This is a genomic window from Acidocella sp. C78 (assembly GCF_907164655.1).
This window is the reverse complement of the sequence record NZ_CAJQZK010000018.1, coordinates 17,501-35,554: the sequence shown is the minus strand read 5'-3', so window position 1 is coordinate 35,554 and position 18,054 is coordinate 17,501. Positions and strand designations below refer to the sequence as shown.

General features: G+C 63.9%; 15 protein-coding genes, 1 tRNA gene and 2 rRNA genes. 9 read left to right on the top strand and 9 right to left on the bottom strand.

What is annotated here, in order from left to right:
- Positions 1-69 precede the first annotated feature (69 nt).
- A complete protein-coding gene (locus ACIDOCELLA78_RS000000107515; RefSeq protein WP_201729052.1) occupies positions 70-1,533 on the top strand; it encodes an NADP-dependent isocitrate dehydrogenase in 1,464 nt (487 codons plus the stop codon).
- A 9-nt stretch (positions 1,534-1,542) separates the two neighbouring features.
- Here the strand turns inward: ACIDOCELLA78_RS000000107515 and ACIDOCELLA78_RS000000107510 are convergent, their stop codons facing one another.
- Positions 1,543-1,959, bottom strand: coding sequence for a DUF2177 family protein (locus tag ACIDOCELLA78_RS000000107510; protein WP_201729051.1), 417 nt, complete (start codon positions 1,957-1,959; stop codon positions 1,543-1,545).
- Between the two features lie 181 nt (positions 1,960-2,140).
- On the opposite strand from ACIDOCELLA78_RS000000107510, the gene ACIDOCELLA78_RS000000107505 reads away from it, so the two are divergent.
- Complete coding sequence (locus tag ACIDOCELLA78_RS000000107505; RefSeq protein ID WP_201729050.1) at positions 2,141-2,980, top strand: N-acetylmuramoyl-L-alanine amidase; 840 nt, start codon at positions 2,141-2,143, stop codon at positions 2,978-2,980.
- 51 nt (positions 2,981-3,031) lie between these two features.
- Here ACIDOCELLA78_RS000000107505 and gshB read toward each other — a convergent pair whose 3' ends face one another.
- The 3 genes from gshB to ACIDOCELLA78_RS000000107490 form a co-directional block, all read right to left on the bottom strand.
- A complete protein-coding gene (gshB, locus tag ACIDOCELLA78_RS000000107500) occupies positions 3,032-3,985 on the bottom strand; it encodes a glutathione synthase (RefSeq protein WP_201729049.1) in 954 nt (317 codons plus the stop codon).
- A gap of 64 nt (positions 3,986-4,049) precedes the next feature.
- The gene (locus tag ACIDOCELLA78_RS000000107495) at positions 4,050-4,373 is read right to left on the bottom strand and encodes a hypothetical protein (protein WP_249676107.1); all 324 of its coding nucleotides are present in this window, start codon (positions 4,371-4,373) and stop codon (positions 4,050-4,052) included.
- Positions 4,374-4,432: 59 nt separating this feature from the next.
- Positions 4,433-4,900 carry a polymer-forming cytoskeletal protein gene (locus ACIDOCELLA78_RS000000107490; protein WP_201729047.1) on the bottom strand — a complete coding sequence of 156 codons (468 nt, stop codon included), beginning with the start codon at positions 4,898-4,900 and terminating at the stop codon, positions 4,433-4,435.
- Between the two features lie 386 nt (positions 4,901-5,286).
- On the opposite strand from ACIDOCELLA78_RS000000107490, the gene ACIDOCELLA78_RS000000107485 reads away from it, so the two are divergent.
- From ACIDOCELLA78_RS000000107485 to ACIDOCELLA78_RS000000107455, 7 genes are all read left to right on the top strand, one after another.
- On the top strand, positions 5,287-6,279 hold the full coding sequence (locus ACIDOCELLA78_RS000000107485) for an adenosine kinase (RefSeq protein WP_201729046.1): 993 nt from the start codon (positions 5,287-5,289) through the stop codon (positions 6,277-6,279).
- A 180-nt stretch (positions 6,280-6,459) separates the two neighbouring features.
- On the top strand, positions 6,460-6,672 hold the full coding sequence (locus ACIDOCELLA78_RS000000107480) for a Flp family type IVb pilin (protein ID WP_249676105.1): 213 nt from the start codon (positions 6,460-6,462) through the stop codon (positions 6,670-6,672).
- Between the two features lie 161 nt (positions 6,673-6,833).
- Complete coding sequence (gene cpaB, locus ACIDOCELLA78_RS000000107475; RefSeq protein WP_201729044.1) at positions 6,834-7,661, top strand: Flp pilus assembly protein CpaB; 828 nt, start codon at positions 6,834-6,836, stop codon at positions 7,659-7,661.
- Positions 7,658-8,860, top strand: a complete 1,203-nt coding sequence (locus ACIDOCELLA78_RS000000107470; protein ID WP_249676102.1) for a pilus assembly protein CpaE — start codon at positions 7,658-7,660, stop codon at positions 8,858-8,860. The genes cpaB and ACIDOCELLA78_RS000000107470 overlap by 4 nt, the downstream gene beginning before the upstream one ends.
- The gene (locus ACIDOCELLA78_RS000000107465; RefSeq protein WP_249676086.1) at positions 8,860-10,194 is read left to right on the top strand and encodes a CpaF family protein; all 1,335 of its coding nucleotides are present in this window, start codon (positions 8,860-8,862) and stop codon (positions 10,192-10,194) included. The genes ACIDOCELLA78_RS000000107470 and ACIDOCELLA78_RS000000107465 overlap by 1 nt, the downstream gene beginning before the upstream one ends.
- On the top strand, positions 10,191-11,144 hold the full coding sequence (locus ACIDOCELLA78_RS000000107460) for a type II secretion system F family protein (RefSeq protein ID WP_201729043.1): 954 nt from the start codon (positions 10,191-10,193) through the stop codon (positions 11,142-11,144). Before ACIDOCELLA78_RS000000107465 ends, ACIDOCELLA78_RS000000107460 begins: the two co-directional genes overlap by 4 nt.
- 1 nt (position 11,145) lies before the next feature.
- On the top strand, positions 11,146-12,066 hold the full coding sequence (locus ACIDOCELLA78_RS000000107455) for a type II secretion system F family protein (protein WP_201729042.1): 921 nt from the start codon (positions 11,146-11,148) through the stop codon (positions 12,064-12,066).
- A 169-nt stretch (positions 12,067-12,235) separates the two neighbouring features.
- On the opposite strand, the gene hpf is transcribed toward ACIDOCELLA78_RS000000107455, so the two are convergent.
- The 5 genes from hpf to ACIDOCELLA78_RS000000107430 all read right to left on the bottom strand — a co-directional run bounded on the left by hpf (position 12,236) and on the right by ACIDOCELLA78_RS000000107430 (position 17,638).
- Complete coding sequence (gene hpf, locus ACIDOCELLA78_RS000000107450) at positions 12,236-12,841, bottom strand: ribosome hibernation-promoting factor, HPF/YfiA family (RefSeq protein WP_201729041.1); 606 nt, start codon at positions 12,839-12,841, stop codon at positions 12,236-12,238.
- A 127-nt stretch (positions 12,842-12,968) separates the two neighbouring features.
- A complete protein-coding gene (gene rpoN / locus ACIDOCELLA78_RS000000107445) occupies positions 12,969-14,441 on the bottom strand; it encodes an RNA polymerase factor sigma-54 (protein WP_201729040.1) in 1,473 nt (490 codons plus the stop codon).
- Positions 14,442-14,590: 149 nt separating this feature from the next.
- A tRNA-Met gene (locus ACIDOCELLA78_RS000000107440) sits at positions 14,591-14,667 on the bottom strand.
- A gap of 25 nt (positions 14,668-14,692) precedes the next feature.
- Positions 14,693-14,807 (bottom strand): 5S ribosomal RNA (gene rrf, locus ACIDOCELLA78_RS000000107435).
- A 93-nt stretch (positions 14,808-14,900) separates the two neighbouring features.
- Positions 14,901-17,638, bottom strand: a 23S ribosomal RNA gene (locus ACIDOCELLA78_RS000000107430).
- Between the last annotated feature and the right edge of the window lie 416 nt (positions 17,639-18,054).

Sequence of the window (18,054 nt, the reverse complement as noted above, 5' to 3'; positions counted from 1 at the left end):
CGCTGCGGTGGCCTCGGCGGACCGGCGGGCGTATACGCGCAGCCACAACCTGACCATGGGGGACCAACGATGAACGCAGCCTCGCCCGCCCTCGCCAAGACCCGTGTCACCGCCCTGCCGGGCGATGGGATCGGTCCCGAAGTCTTCGACGCGACGCGCCGCATCTTCGAGGCCGCCAACGCGCCGGTCGAGTGGGACATCGCCGAAGCCGGCGCCGCCGCGTTCAGGAAGGGCATCGCCTCCGGCGCGCCGCGCGAAACCCTCGATAGCATCGCCCGCAACCGGATCGCGCTGAAGGGGCCGCTCGAAACCCCGGTCGGCCATGGCAACAAATCGGCCAACGTCACGCTGCGCAAGCATTTCGAGCTATACGCCAATATCCGCCCGGTCCGCGAACTGCCCGGCGTGAAGACGCCCTTCACCGGGCGGGGGATCGACATGGTCATCGTCCGCGAGAATGTCGAAGACGTCTATGCCGGCATCGAACACATGCAGACGCCGGATGTCGCCCAGTGCCTCAAGCTGATGACGCGGCCGGGCTGCGAGCGGATCATCCGCGCCGCCTTCGGCCTCGCCCAGGCGGAAGACCGCCGGAAGCTGACCTGTGCGACCAAGGCGAACATCATGAAACTCACCGAGGGCATGATGAAGCGCGTCTTCGAGGCGGTCGGCCCCGACTATCCGGATATCGCGCAGGACCACATCATCATCGACAACTGCGCCCACCAGCTCGTGATCGCCCCCGAGCAGTTCGACGTGATCGTGACCTCGAACATGAACGGTGACATCATTTCCGATCTCGCCGCCGGGCTGGTTGGCGGTCTCGGCATCGCGCCATCCTCCAATGTCGGCGATCACGCGGCGATTTTCGAGGCGGTGCACGGTTCGGCACCGACCATCGCCGGCAAGGGCCTCGCCAACCCCACCGCGCTGCTCTCCGCCGCCATCATGATGCTCCGCCATATCGGCGCCTTCGAGACGGCCGAGACGATCGAGCAGGCGCTGTTCATCACCCTCGCCGAGGGGGAGAACCTGACCGGCGACCTGTCGCCGCGCGGCCACGGCGTCGGCACCGACAAGTTCGTCGGCCAGGTGATCGAAAATCTCGGCCGCACCAGCAATCTGCCCTCGCGCGCCTACCGCCCGCTCACGCTCAAGGCCTGGCCGGACCGCACCGCCCATACCGAGCCCGCAAGCCGCGAGTTGCTCGGCGTCGACATCTTCCTCGAAAGTAGCCTGTCCGCGGCCGAACTCGGCGCCTCGCTGACCGCGATCGCCGAAGGCAGCGCGCTGCGCCTCGATTCGATCTCCAATCGCGGCGTGCAGGTCTGGCCGGCGACCGGCGGCAGCACCTTCCTGGTCGACCATTTCGACTGTCGGTTCATGCTCAAGGAGCCTGCGGCCGGCAATGGGCCGCAGGGCATCTCCGACCTGGTCAAGGCGATTGGTCAGAAACACTCCTGGATGCATGTCGAAAAGCTCCAGCGTTTCGACGGCAAGGACGCCTTCGAGCGGCCGCAGGGAGAGAGCTGAACCGCCGCCCTACCTGAAGATGCGCGGCCGCAACAGCCGCCGCGCCGCCAGCCATCCGCACAGCGCGGCAAGAGCCGAGACCGTGCCGCCCCAGGCGATGTCGGTCAGGCTGAGCCCGACCGTCCAGCCCGTGAGGGTGGCAAGATTGGTAAGATCGTAGAGACCATAGGTGAAAACGCCGAACGCGGCGCCGTAGGCAAGTGCGGCGGCGCCGCCTTGCGCGAAGGCGCGCGGCCGCACGAACACCGCGAGCCCGACCACCTGGAGCAGATACACCGCGAAGGCCGGCAGCGGCCGGAAATGTTCGAGCATGATCCGCCCGAGTGCGGCGCGATAGAGCGTATCGGCGGTCAGCCCCAGCCAGATCGCATCGATCAGCAGGTAGGCGAGCAGGGCCACACCGTAGAAGACGATGGTTGCGCGCATGATGTTTTCCCCTGGGCTGATATGCGACGGGCGCAGCAAATCACAACCCGGGGGGCGTCGGAAGCCGGGGGACGTCAATCAATCTTATGTCAATCTCAATGATTTAACGTGCATTCCTGAGAGCATGATGGCACTTCATGGCCGAAGTCAATAATTTCGGTCGACAGAAAGGAGGTTTGCGATGCGTCTGTCCCGTCGCTTCCTGCTCGATTCAGGCGTGAAAGCCACGATCACGCTGCCGCTGTGGATGCAATCCGCCCTGGCGCGCGCCACCCCCGGCCTGCCGCCGCGGCTCAGCCGCGCCGCCTGGCGCGAGGCCTCGGCAAGGCGCCTCGTCGTGATCGACCCCGGTCATGGCGGGCACGATCCCGGTGCCATCGGCCAGGGCAACATTTTCGAGAAAAGCATCGTGCTTTCCACCGCCCACGATCTGCGCCAGGCGCTGGAGCGCGGCGGCTATGAGGTGGTGATGACACGGTCGCGGGACATCTTCATCCCGTTGCAGACAAGGGTGGATATCGCGGAACGCCACAAGGCGACACTGTTTCTCTCGATCCACGCCAATTCCGTGGCGCACGACCCCGCGGTGCGCGGCGCCAGCATCTACACCTTCTCGAATCATGCCTCCGACCAGCTCGCGGCGCGGATGGCGCAGTCAGAAAACAGTGTCGAGAGCCTGTCCAACCCCAATTTCCGTGGCGTGTCGCCGCAAGTCGCGAAAATCCTGTTCGCGCTGATGGCGCACAGCACCAAGATCGAGTCGCATCTGCTGCAACAGAAAATGGTCGGCGCGCTTGCGCCCCATGTGCCGCTGCTGCCGAACCCGGCCCGCCACGCCACGTTCGCGGTGCTGCAATCCTCCGCCATCCCCAGCGTTCTGGTGGAAACCGCGTTTCTTTCCAACCCCGCGGACGAGGCCGAACTGCGCACGCCGGCCTTCCGCCGCCGCATCGCGCAATCGATGAAATCGGCGGTGGACGCCTGGTTCCTCGCGCGGCAGCACGCCGTCGCCAACCTGTAGGAGCGCCGCGGCGGCCGGGCGGATCGCACCGCCCGGCCGCCGGCGAGGCGATCAGACGCCCTGCGCCCGCCGCGCCTCGATCCGGTCCCAGATCGTCGCTTCGAGATGCACGTTGTCGAACCGGGCCACCTGCTGCAGGCCGGTCGGCGAGGTGACGTTGATTTCGGTGAGATAGTCGCCGATCACGTCGATCCCGGTGAAGAGCAGGCCGCGCGCCTTCAGTGTCGGCCCGATCCGCTCGCAGATCTCGCGGTCGCGCGCGGTCATCGTGGTCGGCTGGGCGACGCCGCCGGCATGCATGTTCGACCGCGCGTCGCCCTCGGCGGGAACCCGGTTGATCGCGCCCAGCGGCTCGCCATCGATCAGGATGATCCGCTTGTCGCCCGCCCGCACCGCCGGTTCGTACCGCTGGACCATCAGCGGTTCGCGGGAATTGCCGAAATGCGTGTCGAGCAGGGCGCCGAGATTTTCATCATCCGGCTTGATCCGGAAAATCCCCATCCCGCCATTGCCGAAGAGCGGCTTGACGATGATGTCGCGGTGATGGGCACGGAATTCGCGGATCGCGGCGCGGTCCCACGCGATCAGCGTGGGCGGCATCAGGTCGGGGAACTCCATGACCAGCAGTTTCTCGGGCGCGTTGCGCACCGATGCGGGGTCGTTCACCACGAGAGTCCGCGGGTGGATATGCTCCAGCAGGTGCGTCGCCGTGATATACCCCATGTCGAAGGGCGGATCCTGGCGCATCAGCACCACGTCCATCGCCGCGAGATCCACCGTCTCGGCCGGCCCGAAAGTGAAATGGTTGCCCGCCTCGCGGCGCACCGTCACCGGCCGCACCCGCGCCTTGAGCGCCCCGCTTTCCAGCCACATCTCGCGCACCGAGTAGTGCCAGAGCATATGGCCGCGCCGCTGTGCCTCGAGCATCAGCACGAAGGTCGAGTCGCCGTCGATATCCACGCTTTCCATCGGATCCATCTGGATCGCGACCCGTAAACCGTTCATGTGCCCTCCGTCATGCATCGCGCCCCGCGCGCTTTCGGCACGCCGGTCATCCGTCCGTTCGATATCAGGAGGCGCGCTGCTGTTCCAGACTGGCAACGCAGGTAGCATCGGGCACGCCGTGCGGCATTGTTCGCGCCAGGCGAACGACGGGAAGGCCGACTGTGCCGCGATAGAGCACCAGATCGAGCCGGCAGATCGGGGAATGGTAAAGCCAGACCTGCGCCGGCCCATCGACCCGCAACAGCGAGGGCATGCCCAGACTGGCGCGCAGATCGCCCGGCGTCGCGCCGACCAGGCTGACCGGTGCAGCCGACGCGAAGGAGGCGGCCGATCCACCCGCCATCGTTCCCGGCCGCGCGGCGCAGCCTGCGAGCGCGGCTGCGCTCAACAGGCCGATAAAGACGCGGCGTCTCATCCGTGCTCACGCCCTCCGCGGGCCGGTCAGGGTCAGTCGGTGGCCTGGGAGCTGGCAGCACCTTCGGTGATCATCTCGATCCGGCCGGTGATCTGCCCGCCATCCTCGACCTGCAGCCGCCGGCAGCGCGCGGTTCCGAGAACCCGGCCCGTCGCCCGCACGATGAGGGAGTGCCGCGCCGTCAGCGTGCCGTCGATCACGCCGGCAACCTCGGCCTCCTCGACCTCGACCTCGCCCTTGAAAACGCCGCCCGGGCTGATCGCAAGCTCGGCGGCCTTGATCATCGTCGCCTCGACCGTCCCCTCGACCACCAGCCGCTCGGCATCCTGAACCACGCCCTGCAGGCTGATGCCGCGGCCGACCACCAGGGTGCGGCGTTCGGCGGTTTCGGCATCCCGCACCGGCGGACGGAAGCCGGTCCCGGTAGCCGGAGGGCTCGCCGGGGCGCCGCCTGCCGCGGGCGTAGCCGGCTGGCTGGGCGAAAAGGGGGTTCGGGCCATGGGCATCTCCTTAGCCTTTGTGTCATCCGCTTGTTGCGGGACCGTTTCGGGGAAGCGGGACGGAAGGGAGGCATGCTGAGGCCGTCATCCATGGCGCCATCCTGCCGTGCGGGAGTCTGCCGCGGCTTGCCCTCCGGCGGCTGGTCGTCGCGTTTTCTGAAGCTGATCACGAACCCTCCACAACTTTTACTGTCTGTCCGCTAGCACGCGACACGCGCTCCGGACAATCGCCTGCGGCCCCAAATGCGTGCATTTTTACTAAGGTTCCGCAAGGAGATCGTATGGATCAGGATTAACTGCGCGTTCATGACGGGCGCGGATTTGTGACCTGGCCTTTCGGGTGATAGGCGAAGGGAGCATTTACACCGACCTTGCAGGGGACAGGCATGGACACGACCCGCTACGACATCATCGGCATCGGCAATGCGATCGTCGATGTGCTGGCCCGCACCGATGATCATTTTCTCGACCGGCACGACATGCGCAAGGGCGCGATGCGGCTGATCGACGCCGAGGCCGCCGAGCGCATTCTCGGAGTGATGCCGCCAGGGCAGATCGCCTCCGGTGGCTCGGTTGCCAACAGTTGCGCGGTCGCGTCCGGCCTCGGCGCCCGCGCGGCCTTTCTCGGCAAGGTGGCGCGCGACGAGCTTGGCATCGCCTTCGCCAACGATCTCCGGGCGATCGGCGTCGATTTTCCGCACGCGCCGCTGCCCGAGGGCGCGCCGACGGCCCGCTGCCTGATCCTGGTCACGCCGGATGGCCAGCGCACCATGAACACCTATCTCGGCGCCTGCATCGATTTCGACCACACCGACCTCGATGCCGAGGCGATCCAGTCCTCCTCGATCCTTTATCTCGAGGGATATCTCTTCGATCCGCCGCGGGCGCAGCATGCCTTCCGCGAGGCCGTGCGCATCGCCCGCGGCGCCGGGCGCAAGGTGGCGCTCTCGCTGTCCGACGCGTTCTGCGTCGATCGCCATCGCGCCGCCTTCCTCGACCTGATCACCTCCGGCGGCATCGACATCCTGTTCGCCAACGAGGCCGAGATCTGTTCGCTGTTCGAACAGAACGACTTCGACGGGGCGGTGACCGAGGCCGCCCACACGCTGCCGCTCGCGGTGCTGACGCGCAGCGAGGCGGGAAGCGTCGTCGTCGCCGGTGCGGAACGCCATGTCGTCGCCGCGGTTCCGGTGGAGGTCGTCGACACCACGGGCGCCGGCGATGCCTATGCCGCGGGCTTCATGGTCGGCCTTACCCGCAAGGTGTCGCTCGTCGAGAGCGCGGCCCTGGCCAGCCGCGTGGCCGCGACGGCGATTGGCCGGATCGGCGCCCGGCCGGATGCGGCGGCGCTATCCCTCCTCGCCAGCGAGACAGCCTGAGACGGTGCAAAAGTAATCTTTCACAGTCCAGTTAATTAACGTTTTAGTAAGGTTGTTTTGATTTGATCATGTCGTGGATTTCCGGTCCGCGGCATTGGTCCGCGGGTCTTCTGCCAGCAAAATTCTGGCGCTGTCGTCAATATCGCCGCGCAGTGGATCGTCATGCGGTGTGCAGGAGACATGACAATGCTTGACTACGTGAAAACCTGGCTCGCGGTTCGCGGCCTTGCGTTCGCACGGGATGATCGCGGGGTGACCGCGATGGAATATGGGCTGATCGCGGCGCTGATGGCGGTTGTCATCATCGGTGCGTTCGGTCTGCTCGCCAACGATCTCGGCAACGCCGTCAACAAGATCGCCGGAACGCTGAGCAACAACACAACCAATCTCTGACCTCGTTGAACCGGGTATGAGCAGGCCCCGTCGCCCGGTCGTTCCACGCGGCGCCGGGGCCATCTACAGCGAAATTCCGCCGGGCGAGGCTGCGGGCGCCGTGTCGGGGCCGTGCCAGTCACAGGCCAATCCGGCCTGTGCTTCTTTTGAGACATGTCCTGATGATTCTTAGACTCGTTCTGTTCATCGTCCTGGCCGTGGGGCTTGCCGGCTTCGGAACCGTCGCCTGGATCGACATGCATCCGGCACACCCCCACAAGAAGGCGGCGCCAACCATCGCCTTGCTGGCGACGGGCAAGGCTCTGCCGCCCGGCACGCTGCTGCAACCCTCCGATTTCATCGTGCAGGACCGCCCCCCGGCGCAGGTGCCCGCGGATGCGGTGCGAGACACACCGGCGAACCGCGCCTCCTATACCGGCGCGATGATCCGCCGCCGGCTGAGCGCCGGGGCGCTTCTGACCACGGATATCGCCATTCGCCCCGGCGATCACGGCTTTCTCGCCGCCGTGCTGCAACCAGGCATGCGGGCGGTGTCGGTCGGGGTCGATGCGATCACCGGCGCCGCCGGCCTGATCTGGCCGGGCGACCATGTAGATCTTCTGCTGACCCAGAACCTGGTCGGCGCCAACCTGCCGCCGACGCGCAAGGTGGCCGCGGAAACCGTCCTGTCCGACGTGCGGGTGATCGCGATCGATCAGCGCCTGGTGCAAGGCGCAAGCGGCAGCCACACGGCCGCGCAGTCGACGGCGCGGACCGTCACGCTGGAAGTCACGCCGGAACAGGCCGAACAGGTCGAGGTCGCCGCCCATCTTGGCCCGCTGTCGCTGATCGTCCGCCCCAGCGAGGCGCCGAAAGGCAGCCCGTCCAAACCGCCGCCGGTCTTCAGCGGCCAGGTATCCCCCGCCCTCGCCGCGCTCGACATGCCGGGCCAGACCGGGATCACGGTCTTCCAGGGCGCCACAGGCAAAACCGAGTATCATCCGCAATGACGGCTTCCGCCTTCGATCGGGTGGGCGCTTCGCACGCGCCGCCGCAGGGGCCGCAAGGGAGCGGCCGCCCCGCCTTCATGGGCTTCGTCAGCGATGACGCGAGCCTGCAGACCATCCGCACGGCGCTGGTGCCGGCATTTCCCACCGGCGTCCCGCTCCAGCGCGCCACCTTCGCCGAAACGCTGGACTATCTCGCCCGGTTCGACACGCCGCGAACCCTCCTTGTCGACATCTCCGGCGAGGAACAGCCGATGAGCGCCGTGCATCGGCTGGAACCGGTGGTGGACCCCGGAACCCGCGTGCTGATCATCGGCAGCGAGCGCAGCATCGGCTTCTATCGCAGCCTCACGCGCACGCTGGGCGTCAGCGAATATCTCTCGAAGCCGCTCGATCCGGCGATGGTGGCGCGCGAGCTGCTGCCATGGGCGGCCGGCGGCGTGCCCGCCTTCGAAGCGGCGCGCGGCGGCTCGATGGTCGCTGTGTGCGGCGCCGCCGGCGGCGTTGGCGCCACCACGGTTGCCAGCAGCCTCGCCTGGCATGTGGGCGGGGATGTTCGCCGCCATACAATCCTGCTGGACGCCGACCTGCAACGCGGCAGCGCCGCGCTGGCAACCAACGTCCCGCCCAGTACCGGCCTGCGCAACGCGCTCGACACGCCGGACCGGATCGACCCCCTGCTGATCGAGCGCGCCGCCCAGCCCTCGACCGGCCGCCTTCATGTCCTCGGCGCGGAGGAGCCCCTGAACGAAGCCTGGCATTACCAGGCCGGAGGCGGCGCTGCGCTGGTGTCGGCGCTGCGCCAGCGATACAATCTTGTTGTGGCGGACATTCCGGCGCGCCCCTCCCGGTTTGCAACGGAACTGCTCGCGCTCGCCCATGCGCGCGTCATCGTGACCACCGGATCGCCGCACAGCATCGCGAATGCGCGCCGCTGGCTTGCATTGCCGGCCGGCCAGATGCAGTCCGGCCCGCCCCTCGTCATTCTGAACCGCCACAACCGCCGGACCGCACCCGCCGTGTCGCGGATCGCCGAACTGCTTGGAACCGAAATCGCCATCGTGATCCCCGAACTCCCCGCCCTGGTCGCCCAGGGAAACAATCTCGGCGAGCCCGCCGTCGGCCGGAAAGGCGTCTTCCGCAAGGCGATCATCGCGCTCGCCGCCAGGCTCGGCGTCGGCACCACGGCCATGGCTGCCTGATGGACGCGCTACCGGTCTTCGGCCGCCGCTCGGTCGATCCATCCGCGCCTGTTCACCAGGCGGTGCGGTTGCGCCAGGAAGATGTCGAAATGATCCGGGGCCTCTGCCTCGCCAGCATCGACGCCTCGACCATCGTGGGGCTCAATCACCCGCGTCTGCTGCAACGCGTCGAGGCCATGGTGGCGGAGCTGGCGACCGAACATCGCATCCAGCTGAACCGCAACGAGCAAAACCAGATTGCCGCCGAACTGGTGGACGACATGCTCGGGCTGGGGCCGCTGGAGCCCCTGCTCGAGGACGAGACCATTACCGACATCATGGTCAATGGGCCGGAACGGGTTTTCGTCGAACGGCGGGGTCGGCTCGAGCAGCTCGGGGTGCGCTTCCGCGACAATGCCCATCTGACCAATATCTGCCAGCGCATCGCCGCCACAGTGGGGCGCCGGGTCGATGAATCCAGCCCAATGGTCGATGCGCGACTCAAGGACGGCTCGCGCGTCAACATCGTATTGCCGCCGCTGTCGATCGACGGCCCCTGTCTCTCGATCCGCAAGTTTTCACGCAAGCCGATCAATTTCGGCAAGCTGATCGAGTATGGATCGCTGACCCCGCCGGTCGCGCGGGTGCTTGAAATCGCCGCGCGTTGCCGTCTCAATGTCATCATTTCCGGCGGCACCGGCTCCGGCAAGACGACGATGATGAACGCGATGAGCAGCTTCATCGATCCGCAGGAACGCATCGTCACCGTCGAGGACGCCGCCGAACTCCAGCTCCAGCAGCCGCATGTCGTCCGTCTCGAAACCAGGCCGGTGAACCTTGAGGGCAAGGGCGAAATCACCCAGCGCGACCTCGTCCGCAACGCGCTGCGCATGCGCCCCGACCGCATCATCATCGGCGAGGTCCGCGGCCCCGAGGCGTTCGACATGCTTCAGGCGATGAACACCGGCCATGACGGGTCGATGTCCACCATCCACGCCAACACCACGCGCGATGCGCTGGCCCGTATCGAGAACATGGTGCAGATGGCGAGCATGGGCCTGTCGCCGCGGGCGATCCGCATGCAGGTGGTCTCGGCGGTCAACCTGATCGTCCAGGTGGAACGCCAGCGCGATGGCGGCCGCCGTCTCATTCAGCTCACCGAAATCGCCGGAATCGAGGGCGAAACCCCCCTGCTCAACGACATCTTCAAGTTCGAGGTTCTGGGCGAGGATGCAACGGGCCGGGTCATCGGCCGCTACGCCGTCTCCCACACGCGGGCGAGCTTCCACGAGCGGCTCAGCTATTTCGGCCTGCTCCGCGCATGGACGGTGGCGCTCGAGGAGGCGGCGGCGTGAGCGGCCTGCTCCTCCTGCCGCTCCTGCTTCTGATCCTCGGCGCCACCTCGCTCGCGCTGATGGGCGGGGTGCGGGCGGACCGGACCAAAAAGGCGATCGAACTGCGCCTTATGCGGGTATCGGGCCAGACCCTCGTCACAAGAATCGAGAGCCAGAGCGAGCCGAATGATCCGCTCGGCCGGTTCCGGCGCCCCGCAATGGCGGTGCTGGGGCTCGTCGGGGTCGATCTGGCGCGCGCGCCGGATTACCCTGTCCCGTGGTGGATCATCATGATCGGCGCCGTCGTTGCGTCCAGGGGTATCTCCTTCCTGATCGGCACCGTGGCCGCGGGGCTCGGCTGGCTCGTCTGGTTACCGCTGTTCATTCTCGTGGCGCGGCTTGCCTTCGGCACCGTGCATGCCCGCCGGTCAACCCTGCTGCTGCGCCAGTTTCCCGACGCGCTGACCACGATCGTCCGCACCGTTCGCGTTGGCATCCCCGTGCAAGAGGCGCTCCGGGTCGTCGCCCAGGACATGCCGGCGCCAACCGGCAGGGAGTTCAGCCGGATCGCCGATCAGGTGGCGATCGGCACGCCGCTCGAACAGGCGCTAAGGCAGATGGCGGACCGGGTGAAGCTCGCCGAATACGGGTTTTTCGCCACGGCCATCAGCCTGCAATCGCGCTATGGCGGCGGTCTCGTGACAACACTTGAGGGGTTGGCGGAAGTCATCCGCAAGCGTGTCGCGATGAAGGCCCGCGGCTATGCGCTGGCGTCCGAAGCGCGCACCAGCGCCCTTGTCCTCGGTATCATTCCCCTCGTTGCAGCGCTTGCGATCGAGGTGATCCAGCCCTCCTATCTGCGTGTGCTGTTCGTGACCCATGCCGGGAAAATCCTGCTGGCGGTCGCCATCGGGCTGCTGGCCGGCGGCGCGATGGTCATGCGCGAAATCATCCGGCGCAGCCTCAACTGAAATGAATACCGCGCTCGTGTGGATTTTCGGCCTCTTTCTCTTCGTGGCGGCGGTTGCGGTGCTGATGCTGCGTCTGGTCATCGCGGAAGAGAGGTTGCAGCGGCGGCTGGACCGGGCGATCGGCGCGGGCTCCGCCGCGGGCGACAGCGACGAGCCGGCTCAGCTCCTGCATATGCGGATCGCCATGGGTGTAGGCCTCGCGGTCGCCCGCAGCGGCCTGCTCAGCAACCGCACGCTCGAAGAACTGCGGCACACATTGCGAATGGCCGGAATTCGGGACAAAGGCGCGCTGGCCGTATTCGTCGGAACCAAGCTGCTTTCACTGGTGGGTTTTTTCGCCGGCGTTCTGGCGGCCTCCCGCGTTCTGCGCTTCGGCATGCTGCATGGGCTGATCGCCGCCGCCATCGCCGCCGCGTTCGGTCTTCTCCTGCCGGACATCCTGATCCAGCAGCGGCGGAAGCGGTTTATCCGCAAGGTCGAGGCCGGGCTGGCCGAGGCGCTCGATCTGATGGTGATCTGCGCCGATGCTGGACTCAGCCTCGAACCCGGCCTCACCCGTGTTGCCGCCGAACTGCAACTGACGCATCCGGCGGTGTCTCAGGAACTGACACTGACGGCGCAGGAAATGCGCATCAGCGGCAATATCCGCGACTCGCTCGCCGGCCTCGGCCAGCGAACCGGGCTCGACAATCTGAAGCGCTTGGCCTCGACCTTGATCCAGACGCTCCAATACGGCACCCCGCTGACCCAGGCGCTCAGAACCCTCTCCGCTGAAATGCGCCAGGAACAGCTGACCCGCTTCGAGGAACGTGCCGCGCGGCTGCCGGTTCTGCTGACCCTGCCAATGATCCTGTTTATTCTGCCATGCGTGTTTCTGGTCGTCGGTGGCCCGGCCGTGCTCAGACTGGTTGGCTCTCTTTAGAGCAGTCTGCTTCGCACCGCGGGCAGGTAAGCATGCCCCTGAAAATCTCGTCTGAATTTCAGGGGCTGCTCGCCATCAGCCTATAGGTGGTGAGTGTCCGAACGCTGATCCGCAATCCACCCGTCCCTGGAGCGGATAAAGGACGCGACCCGGGCGCCGGACAAGGAGGTCAGCTCAGTGCCGAACTGTCGATCCAGCCAATATTGCCGTCGCTGCGGCGATAGACCACGCTGAGCGCCCGGTTCGCGGAGTTGCGAAACATGAGCATTGTCTGGTTCGCCAGATCCATCCGCATCACCGCCTCGCTGACGGACAGGAACGCTATCTCCGCCGGCGTTTCCGCAACCACGGCGGCATATGGCCCGGGATCGAGCCCAGCAGCTCCATCGACCGGCGCATGCGGGGTAGCGCCTTCGGCTTCCACCTCCTGCAACACGTATTGCCGGACAGTCTCCGTTCGGCCGCGCGTGGCACTCTCGCGCGCGTGATCGTTCACACGGCGGCGGTAGCGCCGCAGCCGCTTCGCAATGTGTTCCGCCGCGTCGTCAAATGCCGCATGTGCGTCAGCCGCCTCGCCCTCGCCGCGCAAAGTCAGCCCCCGTCCGGCGTGAACATTGATGTCGCAAGTGAAAAAGCTGCGGGCGCGGCTGAACGTTACGTTCGCCTCGATTGCGTGATCGAAATATTTTCCAGCGATATTGTCGAGCTGGTTCGCGACATGAACGCGCAGGGCATCCGAGAGGTCGACCTGCTTACCGGAAACCGTGATCTGCATAGAGAGATCCTTTTGCTAGAGCCAATGCGGTTATTGTAGCCCCGCCTTGATGAAGCGGGCGTTTACGCTTGCTCGGAGACGGCTCGATCCTAGACAAAAGCATTACACTGCTGCGGGTCGTGGCGCGTCAACCTCCCGCCAGCAGGTTTTTTTCCCGCTTGCGCTGCGCCGAACCGGGGATGCGCATGGCTTCGCGATATTTTGCGACGGTCCGCCTCGCGATATCCACACCCTCCTTCTGCAACAGTTGCGCCAGCGCATCGTCGGATAGGACCCTCCCTGGCGGTTCCGCCTCGATCAGCGCCGCAATCCGGTGCCGCACGGATTCGGCACTGTGGCTTTCGCCATTCGCACCGGCGAGCGCCGTGGTGAAAAAGAACTTCATCTCGAAAATGCCGCGCGGTGTTGCAATCACCTTGTTCGATGTCACTCGGCTGACGGTGCTTTCATGGATTTCAAGCGCGGCGGCGACCTCGCGCAGCGTAAGCGGCCGGAGGAACCCGATGCCGCGGCGGAAGAAGGCCTCCTGATGCGCGACGATCTCGCCCGCAACGCGCAGGATCGTCTCGGCCCGCGACTCAAGGGCGCGAACCAGCCAGTTCGCGCTCTGCACCCGTTCCGAGAGAAACTGCTTCGCCTCGCGCGTGGCCCGCGCCGCAATCTGTGCGTGAAAGCCGCGCCGGATCAGAACCCGCGGCATTGTTTCGGGATTAAGCTCAAGCAGATATTGGCCATCCGGCCCGGGGCGCATGAGCACATCGGGGATCACCGGCGTAATCGCTGCGGCGTCGGTAGCGGCTCCTGGCTTGGGGTTCAGTTGCCGAATCTCTGCAATCATGTCGCGAAGATCTTCCCCATCGACGCCGCACACCTCCATGAGCGCACGGTGATCACGCCGCGCCAGCAGATCGAGATGAGCGAGGAGGGCAGACATCGCAGGGTCGAGCCGGTTTCGCTCCTCCAACTGGACAGCCAGACATTCGGCAAGATCTATGGCGAAAATACCAGTTGGCTCGAACCGGAGCATGATCTGCCGCACCGATTCCAGCACATCCTGCTCAATCCCGAGCATCTCGGCGATGCGTTCAGGCGGCTCGGCCAGCCGCCCTGCCGGGTCGAGCGCCATGATCAGCGCAAGCGCGATCTGGCGGCGGGTCGGGTCGGAAAAGGCGAGCCGCGCCTGCTGTTCCAGGCTTTCCTGCAACCCCGGGGGACTATCCGCGATTTGCCCGATCCAGTCATGGTCTTCGGCGGAGCCATTACCGGCTGCCTCTGCGCCGCCACCAGGGTCGTAGACATTGGAAAAGTCGGCGTCGAGCGGCAGATGGACCCCTGAAGGATCGGGGTCGACGACCTTCTCGACAGTATCCGTGACCGCAAGCTTGGAGTCGATCAACGCCGTCCCACCGGACACTTCAGCAATCCCCCCGGAGGTATCAGAGTCGTCCCGTTCGAGGAGCGGGTTGCGGAGCAGTTCTTCTTCGATGAATTGGTTGACCTCGGCGTTGTTGAACTGCAAAAGCTGTATGGCCTGCCGTAGCTGGGGGGTCATCACCAGCGACTGCGTATGCCTCAGATCGAGACGGGGTCCTATCGCCATGCATGTATCATACCAAATCCACGCTTAAAGCGGAATACGGCACTAGCGTTCGCGACACTATTTAAATTTCCGAGATCATACTGCCAGAACGACAAGAACCGCGCTGTGTGGCGCGGCTGTATCTGGTTTGTTCGCGAGTTCGGTAATGGTGGTTGCGGGGACAGGATTTGAACCTGTGACCTTCAGGTTATGAGCCTGACGAGCTACCGGGCTGCTCCACCCCGCGGTTGTGGTGGACGATAGATTGGAGGACCTGGCGGCGACCTACTCTCCCGTGCCTTGAGGCACAGTACCATGGGCGCTGGGGGTTTTCACGGCCGAGTTCGGGATGGGATCGGGTGCGGGCTCCCCGCAATGGCCACCAGGTCGTCCAATCTATCGTGATGTTTTGGACTGGTGTGGATTTGGTGTGTTGAGTGAGACTGTGTTGGTGTTTGTGCATGGTGGGGGTGGTTGAGATATTCAAGTTCTATCGGGTGATTAGTACCGGTTAGCTGAGCGCGTTACCGCGCTTATACACCCGGCCTATCGACGTGATGGTCTATCACGACCCTCGGGGAGACCTAGTTTTGAGGTGGGTTTCCCGCTTAGATGCTTTCAGCGGTTATCCCGTCCATACTTAGCTACTCGGCTGTGCCACTGGCGTGACAACCGATGCACCAGAGGTATGTTCATCCCGGTCCTCTCGTACTAGGGACAAATCCTCTCAAGTCTCCAACACCCACGGCAGATAGGGACCGAACTGTCTCACGACGTTCTAAACCCAGCTCACGTACCACTTTAATCGGCGAACAGCCGAACCCTTGGGACCTGCTCCAGCCCCAGGATGTGATGAGCCGACATCGAGGTGCCAAACCTCCCCGTCGATGTGGACTCTTGGGGGAGATCAGCCTGTTATCCCTAGAGTACCTTTTATCCGTTGAGCGATGGCCCTTCCACGTGGAACCACCGGATCACTATGGCCGACTTTCGTCTCTGCTCGAGCTGTCGCTCTCGCAGTCAGGCGGGCTTATGCCATTGCACTCAACAGCCGATGTCCGACCGGCTTGAGCCCACCATCGCGCGCCTCCGTTACTCTTTAGGAGGCGACCGCCCCAGTCAAACTGCCCACCATGCAGGGTCCCGGACCGGGATAACCGGCCACGGTTAGACATCAAAAGCGCGCAGGGCGGTATTTCAAGGTTGGCTCCACACAAGCTAGCGCCCATGCTTCAATGCCTCCCGCCTATCCTACACAGCACTCTTCTGATGCCACTGCAAAGCTGCAGTAAAGGTTCATAGGGTCTTTCCGTCTGACCGCGGGTACCCCGCATCTTCACGGGGAATTCAATTTCGCTGAGCCGATGCTGGAGACAGTGGGGAAGTCGTTACGCCATTCGTGCAGGTCGGAACTTACCCGACAAGGAATTTCGCTACCTTAGGACCGTTATAGTTACGGCCGCCGTTTACCGGGGCTTCAATTCAAGGCTTGCACCTCTCCTCTTAACCTTCCGGCACCGGGCAGGCGTCAGACCCTATACGTCGTCTCTCGACTTCGCAGAGCCCTGTGTTTTTACTAAACAGTCGCTACCCCCTCTTTTGTGCCACCCGCACATGGTTGCCCACATACGGGTCTCGCTTATCCCGAAGTTACGCGAGTAATTTGCCTAGTTCCTTCAACATCGTTCTCTCAAGCGCCTTGGTATACTCTACCAGTCCACCTGTGTCGGTTTAGGGTACGGTCTATACGCTGGAGCTATTTCCCGGAATGCTCAAAAAGCCCGCCCAATCCGATAAGGACAGACAACATCTCGCATTCGTCACTTCCAGCAGGCGGAGGAATATTCACCCCCTTCCCATCGACTACGGCTTTCGCCCTCGCCTTAGGGGCCGGCTCACCCTGCGCGGATTAACCTTGCGCAGGAACCCTTGGACTTTCGGCGACAGAGTTTCTCACTCTGTTTGTCGCTACTCATGTCAGCATTCGCACTTCCGATACCTCCAGGAGGGGTCACCCCATCTCCCTTCACAGGCCTACGGAACGCTCCGCTACCGCGCATGTTTCCATGCACCCACAGCTTCGGTATGTGGCTTTAGCCCCGTTACATTTTCGGCGCAGGATTTCTATTAGACCAGTGAGCTATTACGCTTTCTTTAAAGGATGGCTGCTTCTAAGCCAACCTCCTGGTTGTTTTGGAATTCCCACATCCTTTCCCACTTAGCCACAATTTGGGGACCTTAGCTGGTGGTCTGGGCTGTTTCCCTCTCGACGATGGACCTTAGCACCCACCGTCTGTCTGCCGCGCAAGACACTTCGGTATTCGGAGTTTGGTTAGGTTTGGTAAGGCTTTGGGCCCCCCTAGCCCATCCAGTGCTCTACCCCCGAAGGCATACACACGACGATCTACCTCAATAGATTTCGCGGAGAACCAGCTATCTCCGAGTTTGATTGGCCTTTCACCCCTAGCCACAGCTCATCCCCGACTTTTTCAACAGGCGTGGGTTCGGCCCTCCAGTGCGTGTTACCGCACCTTCAGCCTGGCCATGGCTAGATCACTCGGTTTCGGGTCTTCTGCCTGCAACTACGCGCCCTATTCAGACTCGCTTTCGCTACGCCTACGCCTACCGGCTTAAGCTTGCTGCAAACAGAAACTCGCTGACCCATTATACAAAAGGTACGCCGTCACCGCAGATGCGGCTCCGACTGCTTGTAGGCATCCGGTTTCAGGTCTCTTTCACTCCCCTCGTCGGGGTGCTTTTCACCTTTCCCTCACGGTACTTGTGCACTATCGGTCACCAGAGAGTATTTAGGCTTGGAGGGTGGTCCCCCCATCTTCAGACAGGATTTCACGTGTCCCGCCTTACTCAAGGCCTTGCCATTTCGCTTCGCATACGGGGCTATCACCCGCTATGGCCGGAGTTTCCAATCCGTTCTGCTACTCAATGACAAGGCACTGGCCTGCTCCGCTTTCGCTCGCCACTACTGACGGAATCTCGGTTGATGTCTTTTCCTCCGGGTACTTAGATGTTTCAGTTCCCCGGGTTCGCCTCTACACCCTATGTATTCAGATGCAGATACCCTTGCGGGTGGGTTTCCCCATTCGGATGTCCACGGATCAACGCCTGCTCGCGGCTCCCCGTGGCTTTTCGCAGCGTGCCACGTCCTTCATCGCCTTCTGGTGCCAAGGCATCCACTGAATGCCCTTCATTCACTTGAAGTCTCAACGCACCGCCACACTCCCAAGGAGAAGCATGGCGGCCCACCATGCACAGACACCATCACAATGTCCGCACACAGCACTCAACGCTCTGAACACTCAATCGCATCATCCTTCGGCAATGGCCTAAGCCACGTCCGGGTCAGACACCCAGAATGATCCGACCGGATTTTTGCTCCCCAAAACCACCAGACAACAGGAATTTTTCAATCCCCATCACCAGCAGTTCAGGACAAAAATACACGCGTCCAGAACGCACCAAATCCTATTCACCAATCAAAGAACAACAACCCGTGCCGCAGAACGACACAGATCGATCACCAACGGCGCTCATCAGAACACCGTATCTCAAGGCCTCCACATCAGTCTTCAGTCCACACAGACCAGCGTCAGGCTAAATGCCCTCAGGCCACCCA